At 42.7% G+C, this 19536-nt stretch carries 20 protein-coding genes and 4 tRNA genes; 21 read left to right on the top strand and 3 right to left on the bottom strand.

Features of this window, described 5'->3' with window-relative positions; all coding sequences use genetic code 11:
* The first annotated feature begins 85 nt into the window (after positions 1 to 85).
* The 13 genes from ybgC to E2K93_RS14920 all read left to right on the top strand — a co-directional run bounded on the left by ybgC (position 86) and on the right by E2K93_RS14920 (position 7760).
* On the top strand, positions 86 to 499 hold the full coding sequence (ybgC, locus tag E2K93_RS14860) for a tol-pal system-associated acyl-CoA thioesterase (RefSeq protein WP_135439854.1): 414 nt from the start codon (positions 86 to 88) through the stop codon (positions 497 to 499).
* Complete coding sequence (gene tolQ, locus E2K93_RS14865) at positions 489 to 1190, top strand: protein TolQ (RefSeq protein WP_135439855.1); 702 nt, start codon at positions 489 to 491, stop codon at positions 1188 to 1190. Before ybgC ends, tolQ begins: the two co-directional genes overlap by 11 nt.
* A gap of 15 nt (positions 1191 to 1205) precedes the next feature.
* Positions 1206 to 1628, top strand: coding sequence for a protein TolR (tolR, locus tag E2K93_RS14870; RefSeq protein ID WP_135439856.1), 423 nt, complete (start codon positions 1206 to 1208; stop codon positions 1626 to 1628).
* Between the two features lie 4 nt (positions 1629 to 1632).
* Positions 1633 to 2625 carry a cell envelope integrity protein TolA gene (gene tolA, locus E2K93_RS14875; RefSeq protein WP_135439857.1) on the top strand — a complete coding sequence of 331 codons (993 nt, stop codon included), beginning with the start codon at positions 1633 to 1635 and terminating at the stop codon, positions 2623 to 2625.
* A gap of 8 nt (positions 2626 to 2633) precedes the next feature.
* Entirely contained in the window at positions 2634 to 3989 is a 1356-nt protein-coding gene (gene tolB / locus E2K93_RS14880; protein ID WP_135439858.1) for a Tol-Pal system beta propeller repeat protein TolB, read from the top strand.
* 48 nt (positions 3990 to 4037) lie between these two features.
* Positions 4038 to 4580 (top strand): peptidoglycan-associated lipoprotein Pal, encoded by a 543-nt coding sequence (gene pal / locus E2K93_RS14885; protein ID WP_135439859.1) that lies wholly within the window; start codon positions 4038 to 4040, stop codon positions 4578 to 4580.
* Positions 4581 to 4597: 17 nt separating this feature from the next.
* On the top strand, positions 4598 to 5359 hold the full coding sequence (ybgF, locus tag E2K93_RS14890) for a tol-pal system protein YbgF (protein ID WP_135439860.1): 762 nt from the start codon (positions 4598 to 4600) through the stop codon (positions 5357 to 5359).
* Positions 5360 to 5613: 254 nt separating this feature from the next.
* A tRNA-Lys gene (locus tag E2K93_RS14895) sits at positions 5614 to 5689 on the top strand.
* A gap of 74 nt (positions 5690 to 5763) precedes the next feature.
* Positions 5764 to 5839 (top strand) — tRNA-Lys (locus tag E2K93_RS14900).
* 174 nt (positions 5840 to 6013) lie between these two features.
* Positions 6014 to 6089: transfer RNA gene (locus E2K93_RS14905), tRNA-Lys, on the top strand.
* Between the two features lie 75 nt (positions 6090 to 6164).
* A tRNA-Lys gene (locus tag E2K93_RS14910) sits at positions 6165 to 6240 on the top strand.
* 247 nt (positions 6241 to 6487) lie between these two features.
* On the top strand, positions 6488 to 6742 hold the full coding sequence (locus E2K93_RS14915) for a hypothetical protein (protein ID WP_135439861.1): 255 nt from the start codon (positions 6488 to 6490) through the stop codon (positions 6740 to 6742).
* Between the two features lie 247 nt (positions 6743 to 6989).
* Complete coding sequence (locus E2K93_RS14920; RefSeq protein WP_135439862.1) at positions 6990 to 7760, top strand: hypothetical protein; 771 nt, start codon at positions 6990 to 6992, stop codon at positions 7758 to 7760.
* A gap of 42 nt (positions 7761 to 7802) precedes the next feature.
* Here the strand turns inward: E2K93_RS14920 and rrtA are convergent, their stop codons facing one another.
* A complete protein-coding gene (gene rrtA, locus E2K93_RS14925) occupies positions 7803 to 8411 on the bottom strand; it encodes a rhombosortase (RefSeq protein ID WP_135439863.1) in 609 nt (202 codons plus the stop codon).
* A gap of 50 nt (positions 8412 to 8461) precedes the next feature.
* Here rrtA and E2K93_RS14930 point away from each other — a divergent pair, with 50 nt between their 5' ends.
* Both E2K93_RS14930 and ggt read left to right on the top strand, forming a co-directional pair.
* Positions 8462 to 9058, top strand: coding sequence for a tRNA-uridine aminocarboxypropyltransferase (locus E2K93_RS14930; RefSeq protein WP_135439864.1), 597 nt, complete (start codon positions 8462 to 8464; stop codon positions 9056 to 9058).
* Between the two features lie 6 nt (positions 9059 to 9064).
* Entirely contained in the window at positions 9065 to 10822 is a 1758-nt protein-coding gene (gene ggt, locus E2K93_RS14935) for a gamma-glutamyltransferase (protein ID WP_416316114.1), read from the top strand.
* A 125-nt stretch (positions 10823 to 10947) separates the two neighbouring features.
* On the opposite strand, the gene cysK is transcribed toward ggt, so the two are convergent.
* Entirely contained in the window at positions 10948 to 11916 is a 969-nt protein-coding gene (cysK, locus tag E2K93_RS14940; RefSeq protein ID WP_135439865.1) for a cysteine synthase A, read from the bottom strand.
* A 168-nt stretch (positions 11917 to 12084) separates the two neighbouring features.
* Here cysK and E2K93_RS14945 point away from each other — a divergent pair, with 168 nt between their 5' ends.
* The 4 genes from E2K93_RS14945 to E2K93_RS14960 are packed head-to-tail and all read left to right on the top strand — an operon-like array spanning position 12085 to position 15761.
* The gene (locus E2K93_RS14945) at positions 12085 to 12930 is read left to right on the top strand and encodes an AAA family ATPase (protein ID WP_135439866.1); all 846 of its coding nucleotides are present in this window, start codon (positions 12085 to 12087) and stop codon (positions 12928 to 12930) included.
* Complete coding sequence (locus E2K93_RS14950; RefSeq protein ID WP_135439867.1) at positions 12930 to 14102, top strand: vWA domain-containing protein; 1173 nt, start codon at positions 12930 to 12932, stop codon at positions 14100 to 14102. The genes E2K93_RS14945 and E2K93_RS14950 overlap by 1 nt, the downstream gene beginning before the upstream one ends.
* Before the next feature lie 23 nt (positions 14103 to 14125).
* Positions 14126 to 15496: an RDD family protein gene (locus E2K93_RS14955; RefSeq protein WP_228445339.1), complete on the top strand. Its 1371-nt coding sequence runs from the start codon at positions 14126 to 14128 to the stop codon at positions 15494 to 15496.
* A 58-nt stretch (positions 15497 to 15554) separates the two neighbouring features.
* Positions 15555 to 15761 carry a hypothetical protein gene (locus E2K93_RS14960; RefSeq protein WP_135439868.1) on the top strand — a complete coding sequence of 69 codons (207 nt, stop codon included), beginning with the start codon at positions 15555 to 15557 and terminating at the stop codon, positions 15759 to 15761.
* 84 nt (positions 15762 to 15845) lie between these two features.
* Here E2K93_RS14960 and E2K93_RS14965 read toward each other — a convergent pair whose 3' ends face one another.
* Positions 15846 to 18206 carry a carbohydrate binding family 9 domain-containing protein gene (locus E2K93_RS14965; protein ID WP_135439869.1) on the bottom strand — a complete coding sequence of 787 codons (2361 nt, stop codon included), beginning with the start codon at positions 18204 to 18206 and terminating at the stop codon, positions 15846 to 15848.
* A gap of 223 nt (positions 18207 to 18429) precedes the next feature.
* On the opposite strand from E2K93_RS14965, the gene E2K93_RS14970 reads away from it, so the two are divergent.
* Both E2K93_RS14970 and E2K93_RS14975 read left to right on the top strand, forming a co-directional pair.
* A complete protein-coding gene (locus E2K93_RS14970; protein ID WP_135439870.1) occupies positions 18430 to 19137 on the top strand; it encodes a DUF599 domain-containing protein in 708 nt (235 codons plus the stop codon).
* Positions 19134 to 19517, top strand: coding sequence for a GFA family protein (locus tag E2K93_RS14975; RefSeq protein ID WP_135439871.1), 384 nt, complete (start codon positions 19134 to 19136; stop codon positions 19515 to 19517). The genes E2K93_RS14970 and E2K93_RS14975 overlap by 4 nt, the downstream gene beginning before the upstream one ends.
* Positions 19518 to 19536: the final 19 nt, after the last annotated feature.

Below are 19536 nucleotides of genomic sequence, written 5' to 3' on the forward strand. Positions count from 1 at the left end.
AAATAACCGCCTGCACTTGAGGCCAAGGCCAGATATGACGTAAGATAGGGCCTTATAGTTGTGGTAGCCACTCAAAGAACCATTCATGGATAAAAATAATAATTTTACCTATCAGCTCCGAGTTTATTACGAAGACACCGATGCCGGTGGCATAGTTTATTATGCAAACTATTTAAAGTTTGCTGAACGTGCGCGCACAGAATGGTTACGAGCCTTAGGTATTAACCAATCTTTTTTTCTTGAACAAAAACTTGGCTTCGTGGTCAGAAAAGTAGAAATGGATAACAAAGCGTCCGCAAAACTGGATGACTTACTAACCATAACAACAACAATTTCGAATTTAAAAAAGGCAAGTTTGCAATTTAAGCAAGATATACACAACCAAGACGGTGTGCTGTTGTGCAGTATCTCTGTGTTGGTTGCTAGTGTGAATTTAGAAAAAGCCCGACCTTGCCCGATTCCTCAAGTCATATTAGGAGCATTAACCAGTGCACGCTGAACTATCGTTTTTTGATTTATTTTTGCAAGCCAGTTTACTCGTAAAAGCAGTAATGTTGACCTTACTAGGTTTCTCTATTGCTTCATGGACCATGATCATTCAGCGTTCAAAAGTTTTAAATAATGCCAAGAATCATGCCCAATCATTTGAAGATAAATTCTGGTCAGGCGCTGATCTAAGTAAGTTATATAAAGAAATCAATTCTCGAGGCAATTTTGTCGGCCTAGAAAGTCTATTTGTTTCCGGCTTTAAAGAATTTGCCCGCATTCGTAAAAACCCAGGCGCGTCGTCTCAGGAAGTCGTTGATGGTACTCACCGCGCCATGCGCGTCGCCTTATCTCGCGAGGTTGACGAATTAGAAACCCACCTATCATTTTTAGCGACAGTTGGTTCAATCAGTCCATATATTGGTTTGTTTGGTACGGTTTGGGGGATCATGAATTCATTTATTGCCTTAGGTGCTGTACAACAAGCAACCCTAGCCATGGTTGCACCTGGTATTGCCGAAGCCTTGATCGCAACGGCGATGGGATTATTTGCTGCGATTCCTGCGGTAATGGCGTTTAACCGTTTCTCACACAGCGTTGAAAAGCTAGAGAACAGTTACGGTAACTTTATGGAAGAGTTTTCCAGCATTTTACAACGTCAGTCTGTGGCTATGTCACAACAATCTCAGCAACCTGCTCAGTAATTCGGGAGAGCGACTATGTATGTTCGTTCCAAACGCAAACGCGTAGCTGAGATCAACGTTGTTCCTTATATTGACGTGATGCTGGTCTTGCTGATTATTTTTATGGTAACAGCACCTTTGATTACACAAGGGGTAAAGGTCGACTTACCAAAAGCGGATTCAGAGGCACTATCGGAAGATTCTAAAACACCTTTGGTAGCCAGTGTTGATGCTAATGGTCGTTTTTATCTAAACGTTGGTGAAAGCAAAAGTGAGCCGTTAGAGCCTGATGAGCTCGCGACCTTGGTTAAGGCGCGACTCACCGTAGACCCTGAAACACCCGTGGTGGTTAATGGTGATGGTAATGTTAATTACAATTCCGTTATTCAGCTTATGGTGTTGTTGCAAAACGCTGGTGTGCCTTCGGTTGGTTTGATGACTGAGTCACCGGAGAGTTAATCGCGTGAACGTTATCAAGAAGATGATTGCTAATTTAGTCGATAGATGTATGGGCATATTTACCTATCTACCCGACGGCAAAACCATCAAGCAAAATTACCTAATCGCCCTTGGTGCAGCGGTGGTTGTTCATGCGGTATTTGCGATTATTTTGATGGCAAACACTGATTTTTCGCCAAAGCAAAAGCCGACACCGAAACCGCAATTGCAGGTTATTGATGCGGTGGTTGTTGATCAATCGAAGTTGCAGCAACAGGTAGATAAGCTCAAACGCGAACAACAAAGAGCGAAAGAGCGTGAGCAAAAACGTATTAAGGATCTTGAACGCCGTGCTGACGATGCGCGCAAGAAGCGTCAAGCCGAAGCGGATCGCATTAAAAAGTTAGAAAGCGATCGTAAGAAAAAAGAAGTTGAACGCAAAAAAGCTGAAGACGCTGCGAGAACGGCGAAAGCCAAAGCAGCCGCTGCAGAAAAAGCGCGACAAAAGAAAGTTGCTGAGCGCAAACAGGCTGAAAAAGCGGCAGCTGATGCAAAAGCGAAACGTGAACGTGAAGAAGAAGCGGCACGTCAAGCTGAAGCGGAGCGACGTCGTAAGAAAGCCGAGCAAGAGCGCAAGCAAAAAGAAGCGGCAGAGCGAGCCGAGCAAGAACGTTTGTTAGAACAACAAATGCAAGAAGAGATGGCGGCGCGTCAAAGCGCTCGAAGCCAACAGGTGATGAGCGAAGTTGATAAATACAGTGCCTTGATTGTGCAATCTATTGAGCGCAACTTTATTCAGGACGAGGCCACAATGCGCGGTAAATCCTGTAAAGTACGTATTAAGCTGGCTTCTAGCGGCTTTGTTATTAGCGCATCTGCGGTCGAAGGCGATAGAGCGGTTTGCCAAGAAGCGGTTAAAGCAGTTAATAAGGCCGGAACTTTGCCTGTATCGAAAGATCCGTTAGTGTTTGAACAACTAGAAAACATCATCATTACTTACGCACCAGAGTTTAATTAAAGAAGACTATGCTAAAAAAATTATTATTAACCTTATCTTTATGTTGCTTGGCTTTAACGAAAGCCCATGCTGAACTGGAGTTGGTGATCACCGGCGGTGTTAATACCGCAAGACCGATTGCCGTATTGCCTTTTTCGTATGATGGCGCAGAGCCATTGCCGCAAGACATCGCTAAAATTATCAGTGAAGATTTATTGCGCAGTGGCAAGTTTAACCCAGTAGCCACTATGAACATGCCACAGGCACCATCTAAGGTTGAAGACATTGACTACCAAGCGTGGGCGTCAATGGGCGTAGAAGCCTTGGTGATGGGCGAGATTGAAAAGACCGACGATGGTCGCTTTTTGGTTTCATTCAAATTGGTCGACATTATTCGTGGTCAAATGACCGGCGGCGAAGGGCAAGCATTGCAAAATGGCCAGTTAGTGCAAGGTAATTCCCATGTATTAGTTAATTCTCGTCCAACCCAGTACATCACAGCCAATTTATTGCGTCCTAAAGCGCATCAAATTTCTGATGTTGTCTATGAAAAACTAACTGGTACACGTGGTGCCTTCTTAACCAAAATTGCGTACATTGTCGTACGCGATAGTGGCGCTAAGCCATATCAGTTAGTTATGGCGGATTATGACGGTTATAACGAACAAGTCTTATTAAGCTCGTCTGAGCCTCTGATGTCACCAACTTGGTCTCCAGATGGCACAAAGTTGGCTTACGTGACCTTTGAAAAACGTCAAGCGCAAATATATATTCAGAATATTTACACCGCTGAACGCGAGGTTCTTTCTAGCTATAAAGGCATCAATGGTGCACCTCGTTGGTCGCCTGATGGCAAAAACATGGCACTGGTATTATCTAAAGATGGTAACCCAGAAGTTTATGTTATGGCATTGGAAACTAAAAAGTTACGTCGTATTACCCGCCACAGAGCGATTGATACTGAACCAAATTGGTCGCCTGATGGAAAATCTTTGATTTTTACATCAGAACGGGGTGGAAAACCGCAACTATATCGCGTAAATTTAGCTGATGGTAAAGTGAGACGTCTGACGTTTGATGGTGAGATGAATCTAGGCGGTTCAATCACTCCAGATGGCAGTCAGCTGGTTATGGTGAACAGAACACAAGGACAATACCATCTTGCCAAACAAGAGCTAAGCTCGTACGCGCAAGTTCAGGTGCTAACCAAAACGCGCCTGGATGAATCACCAAGTATTGCGCCCAATGGCGGCATGATAATTTACAGTACCCTGCACGGTAATCGTCAGGTACTGGGACTTGTGTCTGTGGACGGTCGTTTTAAGGCCCGCTTACCGGCTAAAAATGGCCAGGTAAAATCACCGGCATGGTCACCGTTTTTATAAGAACAATAAATTTAAAATAATAAAATTTATATTAATTAAGGAAACATAATGCGTTTAAATAAATTAGTAAAAAGCATGGCAGTAGCTTTGCCAATGTTGGCTCTAGCAGCCTGTTCTTCAAACGATACCACTGATGAAGAAGCACAAATTGCAGCAAATAATGCAGCGGCTCAAGCACAAGCTGAGCAAGAAGCTGCAGAAGCGGCAAAAGCAGCTGAAATTGCTCGCCTAGAGCAAATCAAGCAAGAAGAAGCTGAAAAGCTTTCTGCTTCTAACACAGTTTACTTCGATTTCGATACTGCGAAATTAGACACGTCTGTAACGTCTATCTTAGATATGCACGCTACATTTTTAGTGAAAAACTCTAACACTAAAGTTGTTATCGAAGGTCACGCCGATGAGCGTGGTACGCCTGAATACAACATCGCTCTTGGCGAGCGTCGTGCACAAGCCGTACAAAAATACCTAGAAAACTCTGGTGTACTTTCTTCACAAATTGAAACTGTATCTTACGGTGAAGAAAAGCCAGCGGTTAACGATCGCTCAGAAGGTGCGTTCGCTAAAAACCGTCGCGCTGTATTGGTATACTAATTCAGGCGGAATAATCGATGAAATCGTATAAACTTCTTTTAGGTTTTGCGGTTGCAGCAGGTGCCAATAGTGCACTTGCTGCTGAACCTGCCCCTGTCCTCGACATTAACGAGCAATCGGCTAATGTTAATCAATCTCAACCTACCGATGTCGAATCATTGCAGCGCATGTTGCAAGTACGAAATCGAGCGCTGATCGATATGCAACAGCAAATCGATGACTTACAAACGGAAGTCAGTGAGCTAAGGGGTGTAACCGAAGAGCAAGCCTATACGATTAATCAAATCCTGCAGCGTCAACGTGAGCTATATCAGGAGATTGATCGTCGATTATCACAAGCACCAGCAGCTGCTGCATCGAATGCAGGTGGTGCTTCTCAATCGTCAATAGATTACTCTTCCAATCTAACTGAGAATCAGTCCTATGATCGTGCCGTTAATCTGGTCTTAAAAGAGAAACGCTATGATCAAGCGATTGCTGAGTTCAAAAACTTTACTCAACAGTATCCGAACTCGAGTTATTCAGCGAATGCCCATTATTGGTTAGGGCAATTGTTGTTTAATAAGGCCGATCTAAGCGGTGCAGAAGCAGAATTTAATATAGTTATCAATAACTATGAAAGTTCTACTAAGCGCAGTGATGCGATGTTGAAACTGGGCATGGTCGCACAAAAACAAGGAAATAATGCAAAAGCAAAATCCCTGTTCGAACGTGTTATCTCAGAATATGCCGGATCTTCGGCAGCTCAATTGGCAAAAGCACGTTTAGCCAGTCTATAATAATTTGGCAACGTAGGAATTTTTAAGGGCAATATCTAAGGATGATTGCCCTTTTTATTCTTATAGGGGAAATAATTAATAGAGCGCTGATGACATATCTTTACAAAATGTGATTATAACTTGCTCTGTTTGCTGACTTTTTGTGCTAACAAACAGTTTTTTTCAAAAATCTAGAAATTGTTGTTGCACTAAAATTTATTATCAGTATCATATGCCCCGCGTTGAGGCGCCAAGCCTTAACTCAAACCTTATGTCGGTCGTTAGCTCAGTTGGTAGAGCAGTTGGCTTTTAACCAATTTGTCGAAGGTTCAAATCCTTCACGACCGACCACTTTCTTCACCAAGGAAAGTGACTGTTAACACTACGTTCTCAATAAACCAATATGAGAATGTGAAAATATATATCGGTCGTTAGCTCAGTTGGTAGAGCAGTTGGCTTTTAACCAATTTGTCGAAGGTTCAAATCCTTCACGACCGACCACTTTCTTTATTTCAGAGAGTGATTGTTAGCATTAAAAGCCAAGGCTTTTAACCGTTAACATCAAGTTTGGTCGAAGGTGTCAATCATCATCACCGGCCACTTTCTTCACCAAGGAAAGTGACTGTTAACACTACGTTCTCAATAAACCATTATGAGAATGTGAAAAATCTATATCGGTCGTTAGCTCAGTTGGTAGAGCAGTTGGCTTTTAACCAATTTGTCGAAGGTTCAAATCCTTCACGACCGACCACTTTCTTCACCAAGGAAAGTGACTGTTAACACTACGTTCTCAATAAACCATTATGAGAATGTGAAAAATCTATATCGGTCGTTAGCTCAGTTGGTAGAGCAGTTGGCTTTTAACCAATTTGTCGAAGGTTCAAATCCTTCACGACCGACCACTTTCTTAATATCTCCTTTATTCAAAACATCAAAACATCAAAACATCAAAACATCAAAACATCAAAACATCAAAGCCAAGGGTTTTAACCTTTAACATCAAATCTAATCCAAGGTTTAAGTTTTTAACGACCTCTTTGTCTATGTTTGGTTTTATCGCAAATACAAACACTCCTTGTAATTACCCAGTCATATTGATTTAATCAAAACTTATCCAGTACGCAAAAGTGCCGTAAAAAGGAAAGTAATATGGGATTTCTAGATAAAGCCAAACAATTCGGCGATAAAGTAAATGAGCAAATGACCGCATTTAGCAGTGATGAAGTTATCGCCAATACCATCATCAAGGCAGTAGAGAAACAAGAAAAGGTAAATAAGCTGCTAAAAGAAAAAGGCTCAAATTACCGTGTAGCAGATATTGATTTAGGTATGGGTGTTCCACCTAGCGTTATTTTTGGTGTTCGCCGTGTGGGTGAAAAAGACGATGAGTTGCAAGACCTGTAGCATATAAGGTTCATTATAACTCACTAATACCCGCCATTGATGTGACAATAGTTTCTCTGCATTCTATTGTCTCAACAAAACCCTTAACCTTGTTGTCATCAACAATCAACAGCCTATGCCGCTATTCGAGTTTCTCTTGCGGTTCGATTGCCACTCACCTTGGCTGATTTTTATTAATTGCCTAACTCATTTTATTATTTATCTACTATATTAAAATCAATAGGTTATTAATGTGGATTGATAAAAGATGAAAATAAAAACACTTATCTCTGCGCTGTCATTGTTGAGCTTGTTGTTTATCACAGCAGTAAAGGCTGAAGAAGAGGTTGCGCCATTAACGGATATATTCGTTGTCACCATCAAAGATTTAGATAGAGAAGCATTTGAGGCAGCTCTGAGAACCCACATGCAGTTTCGGGTGAATCAAGGCGAACCAAACAAGTGGCACGTGTATACGCAAGTCGTAGGAGAAGAGCTGGAAACCTACATTTTACGTTCATGTTGTACCAATTGGGATAAAATAGCCGAACACGCAGATTGGTCAAAAAATGCTAAAACCACACCGCACTGGCGCAAACACGTTGGTAAGTACGTGGTAGATTCTGCGCATTACTACAGTCGCTACGATACAGAGAACAGTTCTTGGGACAATGACAAGCAATTTAAGTACTTTGGTGTTGAGTCTCTTAAAATAGCGCCTGGTAAAGGCATACAAGCTCGTGAGGCGATTAAACAAGTCAGTGATGTAGCAAAACAGATGCAATGGCAAGATAGTTGGTCTTGGCATACTCGTATCGGCGGTGAGGCTCAGGTTCAATTAGTGTTTGGTTATGAAGCCTATGAAGATATGATGCCCCCAGAAAAATCGTTCTATCAGCGATTGGCAGAGCAGCTTGGCTCCGATGATGAGGCAAGAGCTATGATTGAAAACTATGGCAGTGTTTTTTCATCGTCAAATTATGCCATATATGTATTGCGAAAAAGTCTATCTTCACCGGCCAGTCGCTCTAAACAATAACCACAAAAAAGGCGCTTAAAGCGCCTTTTTTGTAGCCGTAATTTATTCGCTTTCTGCCTCTGGCTTATGGCGATTTGTAACTCTTTCCCATAACGGCAATAGCAATCCACCAATGGCGCCGTACAAATGCGCTTCAATGGCAACCCGAGCATTAATAAGCTTTTCAACATCAGCGCTTGAGCCAGCCAATTGCTCATAGGCTATTTTCGCCCAGACGCCGATTAATAACAGGTATCCTGAGCGCCAACCTTTGTGAATATCTTTTATTGCGCCCCAAACAAAAATACCGTGCAACACCCCAGACAGACCAACGTAACGAATGGTGTCTGGAGATAAGAAATACATGCCTATACTGCAAACCAAAGCTGCCACGGTAATACTAATCGCATATGTGTGATGACGATAGTGCTCACCATGCAAAGCCCACAACATAGTTAAACCGGCTAGGTTGAGCAGTAAGTGGTTCGTATTTGTGTGCGCAAAATGGCCCGTTAGCAAGCGCCACCATTCACCTTGAGCGATAAGCTCTCGATGGTAAATTAGCTGGTCGATTATCGGCTTTGGAAGAAAATGGACAATAACGGCAATGACAAACACAATCGCAGGTAGCAACCATGCTTGACGATTTGTTGGTAATGATAGCTTCAACATAGAATTTGCTTTACTTATAATGCACGTATGCAAACAATTTTGATTTTTTTATGAGCCGACAGTATTGCACAAGGTGCGAGCGACCGCTAGTCACATGTATTTGTAAGTTTGTCCAAACTATCGATAATCATGTTCAGGTGTGGTTTTTACAGCACCCCAAAGAGCAACATCATAGCAAGGGCAGCGCCAAACTTGCGCATTTGTCTTTGCGCAATTCACGCATATTGATAGGCGAAGATTTCAGTGATTGCGACGCACTTAATCAAGCAATCCAAGATGACCAAGTTAACGTGCGTTTACTGTACCCAAGTAACGACGCCGAACTTGCTCGGCCTATAAGTGACGAACAACAAGCTAAGTTGGTTATCGTTATTCTTGATGCAACATGGAAAAAAGCCTATAAAATGTTGCAGTTATCTAAAAATTTACAGGCATTGCCAACAATAACGCTGGATGCTGAGATAAAAAGCCAGTATGTTATCCGTAAACACCATAAGGTGAATGATGTCTCGTCCTTAGAAGCCTGTGCACATGCACTGATAGCGCTTGAGGACAACCCGACTAAGTATCAAGGGTTACTCAATGCCTTCACATCATTTAATCAATGGCAACTTGAGTTATCCGGCCGTCACCAGCAACAAAAATAAGGAATTATCGTGTTCAATCTGAAAAAGCTGCTTCTAACATCTGCGCTATTATTGCCATTAACAGCCTGTACTCTCGATGGTACCTCATCTGAGGTACGCGAAGACAGAGAGCCTGAAGCGGCAACCGGTATTGAACAAAAAGCGCTGCATACCGCGCAAAAGTTTATGGTGGCTGCGGCCAATCCATACGCGTCTCAAGCGGGATACAATGTGCTTGAGAAAGGCGGTAGCGCAATCGATGCGGCGATCGCAGTTCAGTTAGTGTTAACCTTGGTTGAGCCACAATCATCAGGTATCGGTGGCGGTGCCTTTATATTGCATTTTGATAATCAAGCACAAAAGTTAACCAGCTTTGATGGTCGAGAAACGGCGCCGGCTAAATCATCTCAAGATATGTTTTTACAAGAAAATGGCCAACCTGTCCGTTGGATTGACGCAGTGGTTGGTGGTCGAAGCGTTGGTGTCCCTGGTGTATTAAAAGCACTGGAAGATGCCCATAACAAATACGGTATCTTGCCTTGGGCTGCTCTGTTTGAGGATGCCATTACGCTTGCCGAAGAGGGCTTTATCGTTTCGCCTCGTATGGCAAAGTTGGTGGCCATGGGCTTTAATCCAGGCGTTAAAAAGTTATCCAATGCCAGTAATTATTTTTACCCTAATGGCCAACCTCTGGCACAAGGCAGCCTGTTAAAAAATCCACAACTGGGTAAAGTCTATCGAGCCATTGCCGAGCAGGGCACTGAGGTGTTTTACCGTGGCTGGATTGCTGAAAACATCGTCGCAGCGGTAAATAATGCCGCTATCGCACCGGGCACCTTGAGTATGGCTGATATGAAAAACTATCAAGCACAACAAAAGTCAGCGGTTTGCGCACCATATAAAGCCTACAAGCTATGCGGCATGGCACCGCCAAGCTCTGGTGGCGTAGCGGTTATTCAAATTCTCAAACAACTTGAGCAACATAATTTAGCGCAAGTTGACCCTATGTCGGAAAAGGCAGTTCATTTATTCGCACAAAGCTCACGTTTAGCGTTTGCTGATCGCAATCATTATATTGCCGACCCGGACTTTATCGATGTACCTGTCGAACAGCTTATTACTGATAACTATACCGCTCGACGCGGTGAGTTAATCGAACAACAAGATTTAGGCAAAGTGAGCCATGGCCGATTTGATCCAATGGTACGCGCCGCGGATAACGCCATTGAAATGCCATCAACATCACACATTTCCATTGTTGATGCCAAAGGCAATGCGATTTCGATGACCACCAGTATTGAAATGGCGTTCGGCTCGGCAGTGATGGTAGATGGCTTCTTGCTAAATAATCAGCTCACCGATTTTTCATTAGCCCCAGAAGTTGATGGTAAACCGGTTGCTAATGCCTTAGCGCCTCTAAAGCGTCCTCGCAGCTCTATGGCTCCTATGATGGTATTCAACGCCGATAATAGCTTACGCCTTGTGGTTGGCTCTCCTGGTGGCAGCCGCATCATTAATTATGTTGCACAAACCATGATTGCGGTGTTGGATTGGGATATGGATATTCAAAGCGCGATTAACTTGCCAAAAGTGACCAACCGTAATGATGTGACATCGCTTGAAAAAGGCACCGAGTTAGAAGCTCTGCAAGGCGGGTTAGAGCAACGCGGACACAAAGTATCTATTCGCAACTTAAACAGTGGTATCCAAGGTATCGAAGTATTTGATAGTCAACTGGTTGGTGGGGCAGACCCGCGCCGCGAAGGTAAGGTTATGGGTCAGTAAACCAATACAGTATGCCGGTATAAGCGTATACAAAGAGCTGCGCGAATAATCTCATGGAGCTTATGTAATTCAAAAAAGGCGACCCTATGGTCGCCTTTTTGTTATTCGATTAAGGAGTATGTTCGTTATTGCACAAGCTCATCGTCACTAAACGTGTCAGCGAATAATGGACTCGTTAAATAACGCTCTGCCGAGCTTGCCAAAATAACGACAATGTTTTTGCCTTCATTTTCAGGGCGCTCTGCAATACGCTTAGCAGCAACGGCCGCCGCACCAGAAGAAATACCCGCTAGAATACCTTCTTCTTTCATTAAACGGTGAGCCATTGCCATTGCTTCATCATTACTAACACGCTCAACACCATCAACCACAGATAAATCAAGGTTGCCAGGAATAAAGCCTGCACCGATACCTTGGATTTTATGTGGACCAGGCGTTAGCTCTTCACCTGCCATCTTTTGACCGATAACTGGCGAATCTGTTGGTTCTACGGCGATTGATTGGATCGCTTTACCTTTTTCATTTTTGATGTAACGACTAACGCCGGTGATAGTACCGCCTGTGCCAACACCGGCAACAAACACGTCGATGTTACCATCGGTGTCTTCCCAGATTTCAGGACCAGTGGTTTTTTCATGAATCGCTGGGTTTGCTGGATTATCAAATTGACCAAGAATTAAATGCGTTTCAGGATCTCGGGCTTTAATTTCTTCTGCTTTTTCAATCGCGCCTTTCATGCCTTTAGCACCTTCAGTTAGCTCAAGTTTCGCACCAAGTGCGATCAAAAGCTTACGACGCTCAAGACTCATGGTATTTGGCATGGTCAGTATCAGTTTGTAGCCTTTAGCGGCTGCAACAAAGGCTAATGCAATACCGGTATTACCACTGGTTGGCTCTACAATGGTGATGTCTTTAGTCAATTTACCTGATTCTTCAGCGTCCCAAATCATGCTCGCACCAATGCGGCATTTAACACTAAAGCTTGGGTTTCTTGCTTCAATTTTGGCGTAAACATTACCTGAAGTAACTCGGTTTAATTTGACCAGCGGTGTGTTACCAATGGTTTGTGGATTGTCTTGATATAAGTGTGACATTGTTTATTCCTAGGAAATGCGTTTTAAAAGCGTTAATATTTCGTTAATTATAGATAAGATTACTGACCTTTTTCGATTTAGCCAAGAAACAGAAAGCTATAACTAATAACTTAATTTTTTATAACCTCTATTTCTATTTGGAATAACGAATTTACCAATGGATATACTATGACTTCTTTTAAAGGTACTGATAATTATATAGCCAGCAATGATTTACAGCTCGCTGTTAATGCTGCCGTTGCATTAGAAAAGCCTCTGTTGATCAAAGGTGAACCCGGTACGGGCAAAACCATGCTGGCAGAAGAGTTAGCTAAAGCGCTTGATACCGAGCTGTTGCAATGGCATATCAAATCCACAACGCGAGCACAGCAAGGCCTGTACGAATATGATGCAGTGTCGAGATTAAGAGACTCGCAATTGGGCAAAGACGGTGTTAAAGACATTAGCAATTACATTGTTAAAGGTAAGCTGTGGCAAGCATTTGCAGCCGGCAAACGCCCGGTGCTATTGATTGATGAAATCGACAAGGCTGATATTGAATTTCCCAATGATTTGCTACTCGAGCTCGATAAAATGGAGTTTTATGTGTATGAAACTCAGCAACGCGTGGTTGCCAAACAACGTCCGATTGTGATCATTACCTCAAATAATGAAAAAGAATTGCCTGATGCGTTCTTACGCCGTTGCTTCTTTCACTACATTAAATTTCCTGACAAAGACGAAATGCAACGTATCGTCGATGTCCATTTTGAAAACCTAAAACAAAGCTTACTGGATGAAGCGCTTGCGGTATTTTTCAATTTAAGAGACATACCAGGTCTGAAGAAAAAGCCATCGACGTCTGAATTAATCGATTGGCTTAAATTACTTGTCGCCGAAGATATTCCTGAACAGGTATTGCACGAAACCAGTGTTAACAAATCGATACCGCCGTTACACGGTGCCTTATTAAAAAATGAGCAAGACATACATTTGTTTGAGAAACTGGCGTTTATGCATCGCGGAGAACGCTAATGCTGATTGATTTTTTCTTTAAGCTTCGTGAGTATCGGGTGCCCTGTACTCTGCGAGAGCTTTTAGATTTGCTCAATGCCATGAAGCAGCGGGTCATCTTTTGTTCTATTGATGACTTCTATGCGCTATCGCGGGTGATTTTAGTAAAAGATGAAAGTCATTTTGATAAATTTGACCGCGCTTTCGCCGATTATTTTGAAGGGGTTGAAAGCATTGACTTGGATCTGTCTTCAATCCCGAAAGATTGGTTGGAAAAACGTTTTGAGCGTCATTTAAGTGACGAAGAAAAAGCCCAAATCAAACAGATGGGTGGTCTTGAAGAGATGATGAAGACCTTGCAAGAGCGCTTAAAAGAGCAGCAGGAGCGTCATCAAGGAGGCAACAAATGGATAGGCACTGGCGGCACCTCTCCATATGGCGCGCACGGCTATCATCCCGGTGGCTTTCGCATTGGCCAAGATGGCAACCGTAACTATTCGGCCAGCAAAGTTTGGGATAAACGCGAATTTAAAAATCTTGATGCCAATGTAGAGCTCGGCACGCGCAACATTAAAGTGGCGCTGCGCAAACTGCGTCAATTTGCTCGCAGTGGCGCCGATACCATACTCGATCTTGACGATACCATACGTGCAACCGCCAAAAATGCTGGTTATCTGGATATCAAAATGCAACCAGAGCGGCACAATGCAATCAAGGTCTTAATGTTTTTTGATGTAGGTGGTTCAATGGATCCCTACATTAAAGTCTGTGAAGAGTTGTTTTCCGCGGTGCACACCGAATTTAAACATTTGGAGTATTTTTATTTTCATAACTGCGTCTATGAAAAAGTATGGCAAGACAACAGTCGCCGCTATCAGGAAACCATTGATGTATGGGATATCCTGCATCGCTTCTCAAAAGACTATAAAATCATTTTCGTCGGTGATGCCACTATGGGGCCTTACGAGATTGCCTACCCAGGCGGCAGTGTCGAACATTGGAATGAAGAACCGGGTAATGTGTGGATGGAACGAATACTAAATCATTTTGATAATTGCATTTGGTTAAACCCGCAACCACAAAATTACTGGAGTTATTACCAATCTATTGATTTAATTAAGCAAATCATGTCATCAAGAATGTACCCTATGACCATAGCAGGGCTTTCTGATGCGATAAAAGAGTTACTATAACAATAAAATAATTAGGTATGGCTATGAAAAAACTTTTTGGTAAAACCAGAAAAAAATTAACCTTTGATGAGACTCAGGAAATCATCACGCCATTTGCTTTCACCATGAATGAAGGCTTGTTTGGTACGCCTATTGCCAGTCCATACAAACGTGGTATTGCCATCCTAATCGATTTATTACTGATTGCCATGCTCAGCAATGCTGGCGGTGAATTTTTGGCGATTGCGATATCCATTATGGCGTTTCGCTTGGGCAGTCGCAAGCGAGCGCAAAAACAAGGCAAAGTTAAAGGCAATAAACGTCGAGCGTTAATGCGCTTAATCGGGGCTTTTATTGTCTTGGTGGTATTGCTCGACAATTTTGCTCCTATGGTTAATAAATTTACCGCCGATAGCTCCGAATCTGAATGGCAGGAATACACACAGTGGCAAGAAGAAAATAACGGCGCTAATTGGCAAGATAAAGTTGCTAAGGGCAAGAACAATAACGGTCAAGATATTGGCAAAGAAGTCGGTGTTGGTACGGCCTTACAGGTTACCGGTTACATCATCAAAGTCGCATCCGAAGCATCGGAAAAACAATGTAAAGATCGCCAGTGTTGGTACGACATATTGCAAGATGTACCTAAGCATGCGCTTAAATTGGATTTAAATAACCAGCAAGCATCAGAACTTATTGGCGACATTATTGATAGCTTAGATATCGATGCTGGTATACGCCCTGACTTGCAAACACAACTCTCTAACGACTTTGATGCCCTATATGCAGAGCGTGCAGAGCGCCATGGGGCTGAGACGGCGTCAAGTACACCGCAAACAATCGCTACCGAAAATGAGCAGGGCAATGACATGCAAAGTAGTGATAACAGTCAAACTGCAAGAGAGCCTGCTGCTACTGAGCACGACCAAGCCAAACCAGAAGATGTCAGCAGCGCCATTGAAAACACTGAGTTAGGCCAATTGCGTCAAGCTAAGGCGGAGGCGGGCGATGATCAACCGCGTAAACCTATCTATTCGATGATGCAGTATATTAAAGCGATTATCGATGACCTTGGCTTAGGCTTTGGTTGGGCTGCCTTTTATTTCACTGTGTTTACCAGTTGGTGGAAAGGACAGACGCCAGGTAAACGTTTAATGGGAATAAGGGTGTTACAACTCGATGGTACGCCATTGTCGATATGGGATAGCTTTGGTCGTTATGGTGGTTATGGTGCAGGCTTGGCAACCGGTTTATTGGGCTTTTTCCAAATTTATTGGGATCCTAATCGCCAGGCAATTCATGACAAAATATCGGCTACGGTGGTCATTGATGAGCGTAAAAAGGTTGATGAAGCCGTCATTGCCATGGCGAGAGAGAAGTTAGAAAAGAAAGGACAAGCTAGCGCCGAGTCTTGATTCGGCAGCTATAATCTCAGTGTAAGATGATCACCATTCACACAGCTGAGGAATCAAAATGAAGCATTTGCTTTTGTTGTTAATCAATATGTCGTTTGTGCTTACCTTATTTGCCTGTGCATCAAATAGTGCAGATAACTCAGCTAAAGCAAACGGCAAGACATACAGCGAAGCAGATAGTGAATCGCAACGGTGTGCAGAATTGGACTATCTCGAACGTCAGGCGTGCTTAAGCGAAACCTTGTATGCCGACAAATCCAACTAAAAATGGAGCCTAAGGGCTCCATTTTATTTTCTACTTTTGTATCGACATTGTATTAAGCCCACGTACTCAACAGCGCACTAACTGTTACATCCAAGCGTAACTCATTTTCATAAATACGTTGCGTTGGTTTTGCTTTAACGAACCGACTTCTCGGTTATCAATAGAATTATCAGAATAACCTAAAAAGAATACGGTTTGTGGGTTGAGCTTATAGGAATAAATTAACTCGGTGGCGAGATTATCTTCATCACCATCGATGCCGAACAACTGCGGATTATTGTTTTGATTATACTCAGCACTGGTATAAACCATACTCAGTCGCAGCAGGTTGTTGATATCAAACGCATAAGTCATGCGCAAATCAGCGATGTTTTCACGGTAAACAAAATCGCCATCTGCTTCTAACTCGGCATACACCAAAGTAAGTTCGGTTTCTAAGTGAGCGGTAACGTTCCAGCTTATAAATGGCGCTAACTCGTAAATGTCACCTTCACGATCATTTAAATAATCAATACCTTCACCAACTCGACCAGACAAACCAACAAACACGTTAGGCAGTGGCTGTGCTTCGGCAATAAAGTCGGCATAACTTAATGAAAAACGAGTGGTGTTATCATCAATACTCGCATCGTTACTGTCATAACGCAGGCCAACACGATCCTCATGAGTCAGTACTAAATCAAAGAATGACTGCCACGGGCCTTCAGCGCTCGCACTGACGCTTTGCGTCTTACTGATTAATTCATCGTCATCGTTATGAGAAATGCTGTATTGCGCACCAAAAGTAAGCGTTGACCACCAATGTTGATCGCTATAATAAAAACGGTTTAGCGTACTGGAAAACTTGTTGTAATCGCTGTGCACCTGAAAGCCAAGATCTGAGCGAAACTCTTTACCAATGTCTTCGTATTTGTTGTGAAAACGCCAATCTTCTGTACTGTGTTCGTACTCTATCTGATAAGCGATATCATCAAATTCGTCATCGTCAATTCCCACCAAAGAGGCAAGGTAACAATTACCACCAGGACAATAGCTATCAAGCAGTTGTTGCGGGTAAGTTGTTTGAGAATGCAGCAACTGGGCGATGATGGTATCACTCTGGGTAATTTTGTACTTAGTGTCGATACCAGCGACTAGGTTTTCATAATTATCTGAATCTCGAATGGTGGTGATGGCACCAAACGACAAATCATCATTGACGTCGTAGCGATAACGAAATGCGCCTGAAAAACTCTCTTCATCGATATTGGCAACGGTCGAAAATAAATTACCCGGCATAATTAAACTGGTGCTGTCATCATTGGTTACAAAACCTGCAAATGAATGATTGCCAGAGCGACCGGTTAATTTTGCCCCCCAATCAGGGTTGATGATGTTTCGGGTATAGACCAGATTAAACGGTGTTGAAAAATATTCTGAGTTATCAAGAAAGAAAGGGCGCTTTTCAGCAAAGAATAACGCCGAGGTTTTGTTAACCGATAGTTGACCATTATCTGCTTCGACCGTTGAAAAGTCGGGATTAATCGTCGCATTCAGGAGAATATCTGGGGTGATGCCCCAACGCACGTTAACACCGACATCCGTATCGTCGCTGTCTTGCCACTCTTGTCCTACATCATCAGGGGCATATAAATCGCGCTCTTCTTCATAGCTATATACCAGTGACGGTGTAACTAACAAATTTTTACCGAGCTTGGCGTCTTGAAAACCGCGCAGATCATCCATTTGGCAGACCCAGCAATAATCATTTTTATCGATAGGCATATTGGATATGCGTAATATGGTGTCTCTAGGGTAAATACGGATCAGTTCAAAACCCCAGGTTTTAATATCGATATTTTCATCGAAATTAAGCTCACGATAAGGGATGGCCATTTCCACTTGATACCCTTTGTCGGTGATCTTGCCATACGCAGGCCATATACCATCCCAAAGGTTGTTTTCATCGCCGGTCATCTCATTGGTGATACCATCATTTTGCACACCAAGAGGATTGACAAAGAACTTATACGCCAGCCTATCATCATTAAATGTATCTAGCTTGATACCGACAATATCATCGGAGAAAGCATCGTCACGGTCGCGATAGAAGCCTTGAATTTTTTCAGGATGAGGATCTTCAGCGATAAAACCGATATACAGGTTTTCGCCATCTTCAAATAGGTATGCCGTCGTTTTTACTGGGCTTTTGGTATTGTCATAAGGGTAATTAACGATATCCATATCGATTTTTTTAGCTTGCCGCCAAACCGACTCATCCAATTCACCATCAAAGGTGATTTCGGCTGTTACGTTGGGGATATCATAGGTGATAGGGTCTTGCTTGGCTTTGACAGTAGCACTTAACGAAAAGAACAACGCCGTAACGATTGATAGCGTTTTTAACCAGCCTTGATGGCCTACCTTGGCCTGTGGGTGTTGCGTTTTGCGAACCGGCAAAATCATGACTACAACCTATGTTTGCTCTTGTTATTATGAAAATGTCTGGAAAACCAATAAGCAATAATAAAGATTGGCTTATTGTTACAAAAATATTAACATTTATTTACAAATGATTTATAACGCAAACAGGCTTGGTATGTCAACGTTTAAAGCATAGCGTTAACTTAGTTTTTTGGTGTAACGTTATGATTTTAGTTGATATTTTTATGCGTAGAAGGGGTTGGTAGTGATATTAAGTGTAATGGATATTTTAGCGATAATTATATTTCTCAGCTGTTGGATCGGCTATACCCAGTTTTCGCGCATAAAAGCTAAGGATACCGCTTGTTTGTCACGGGTTTTACATCAGCACCGTATTCATTGGATGCGTCAGATATTTGATAACGACGTCAGGGTCTCGCATGCGGGGTTGCTCGCTAACCTTGAACGTCATGTGGCGTTTTTTGCATCAACCACTTTGCTTGTTTTAGCCGGTGTGCTGACCTTATTCACGCAAATTGACAAGGTTAATGCGGTATTGCAAACCATCCCCATTACGCCAACGCAATTAGCGGTAACCATGCAAATTAAACTGAGCTTATTAGCGTTAATATTTGTGTTGGCCTTTTTCCAATTTACTTGGTCAATGCGCCAATATGGTTTTCTTAACATCATGATAGGTGCAGCCCCGGTTGCCTATCAAACCGAAGAAGCCCATTTACTCGATTACGCCAGACAAATGGGGATCCTTCAGGATCAGGCGGGACACTCCTATAACTATGGATTACGCTCTTATTACTTCTCATTAGCGGCACTGTCATGGTTCTTTCACCCGCTGATATTTATCGCTGCTAGTATAATGGTGGTATGGGTTTTGTATTATCGTGAGTTTCATTCAAAAACATTACGTGCGATTCAACGCGGTATCATTGATTTGGAAAAACACTGCCAATGAAAACGTTAACAGGCGGCTGTCACTGTCAAACAGTGCGATTTGAGATTGAGGTTGAAGAGCAACCGTATCTCACCGATTGCAATTGTTCTATGTGCAATAAAACCGGCTTTATTCATCTGATCATACCCAAGCAACAGTTTAACTTACTATCTGGCGAGCAAGACTTGCAGTTGTATCGGTTTAACAGTAAGGTCGCTAAACATTATTTTTGTAAACATTGCGGTGTTGAATCCTTCTATATACCTCGGTCTAATCCCGATGGTTATAGTGTCAATGCGCGGTGTTTAGATACTGATGATTGGCAGAATTGGCCCATAGATAAATTTGATGGTCAAAATTGGGAACAAAACGCTGCCAAGCTATCGCATTTAAGTAAGTAGTATTGGATTTTTGTTGCTG

This window comes from Thalassotalea sp. HSM 43, from assembly GCF_004752005.1.
Taxonomy (GTDB): domain Bacteria; phylum Pseudomonadota; class Gammaproteobacteria; order Enterobacterales; family Alteromonadaceae; genus Thalassotalea_A.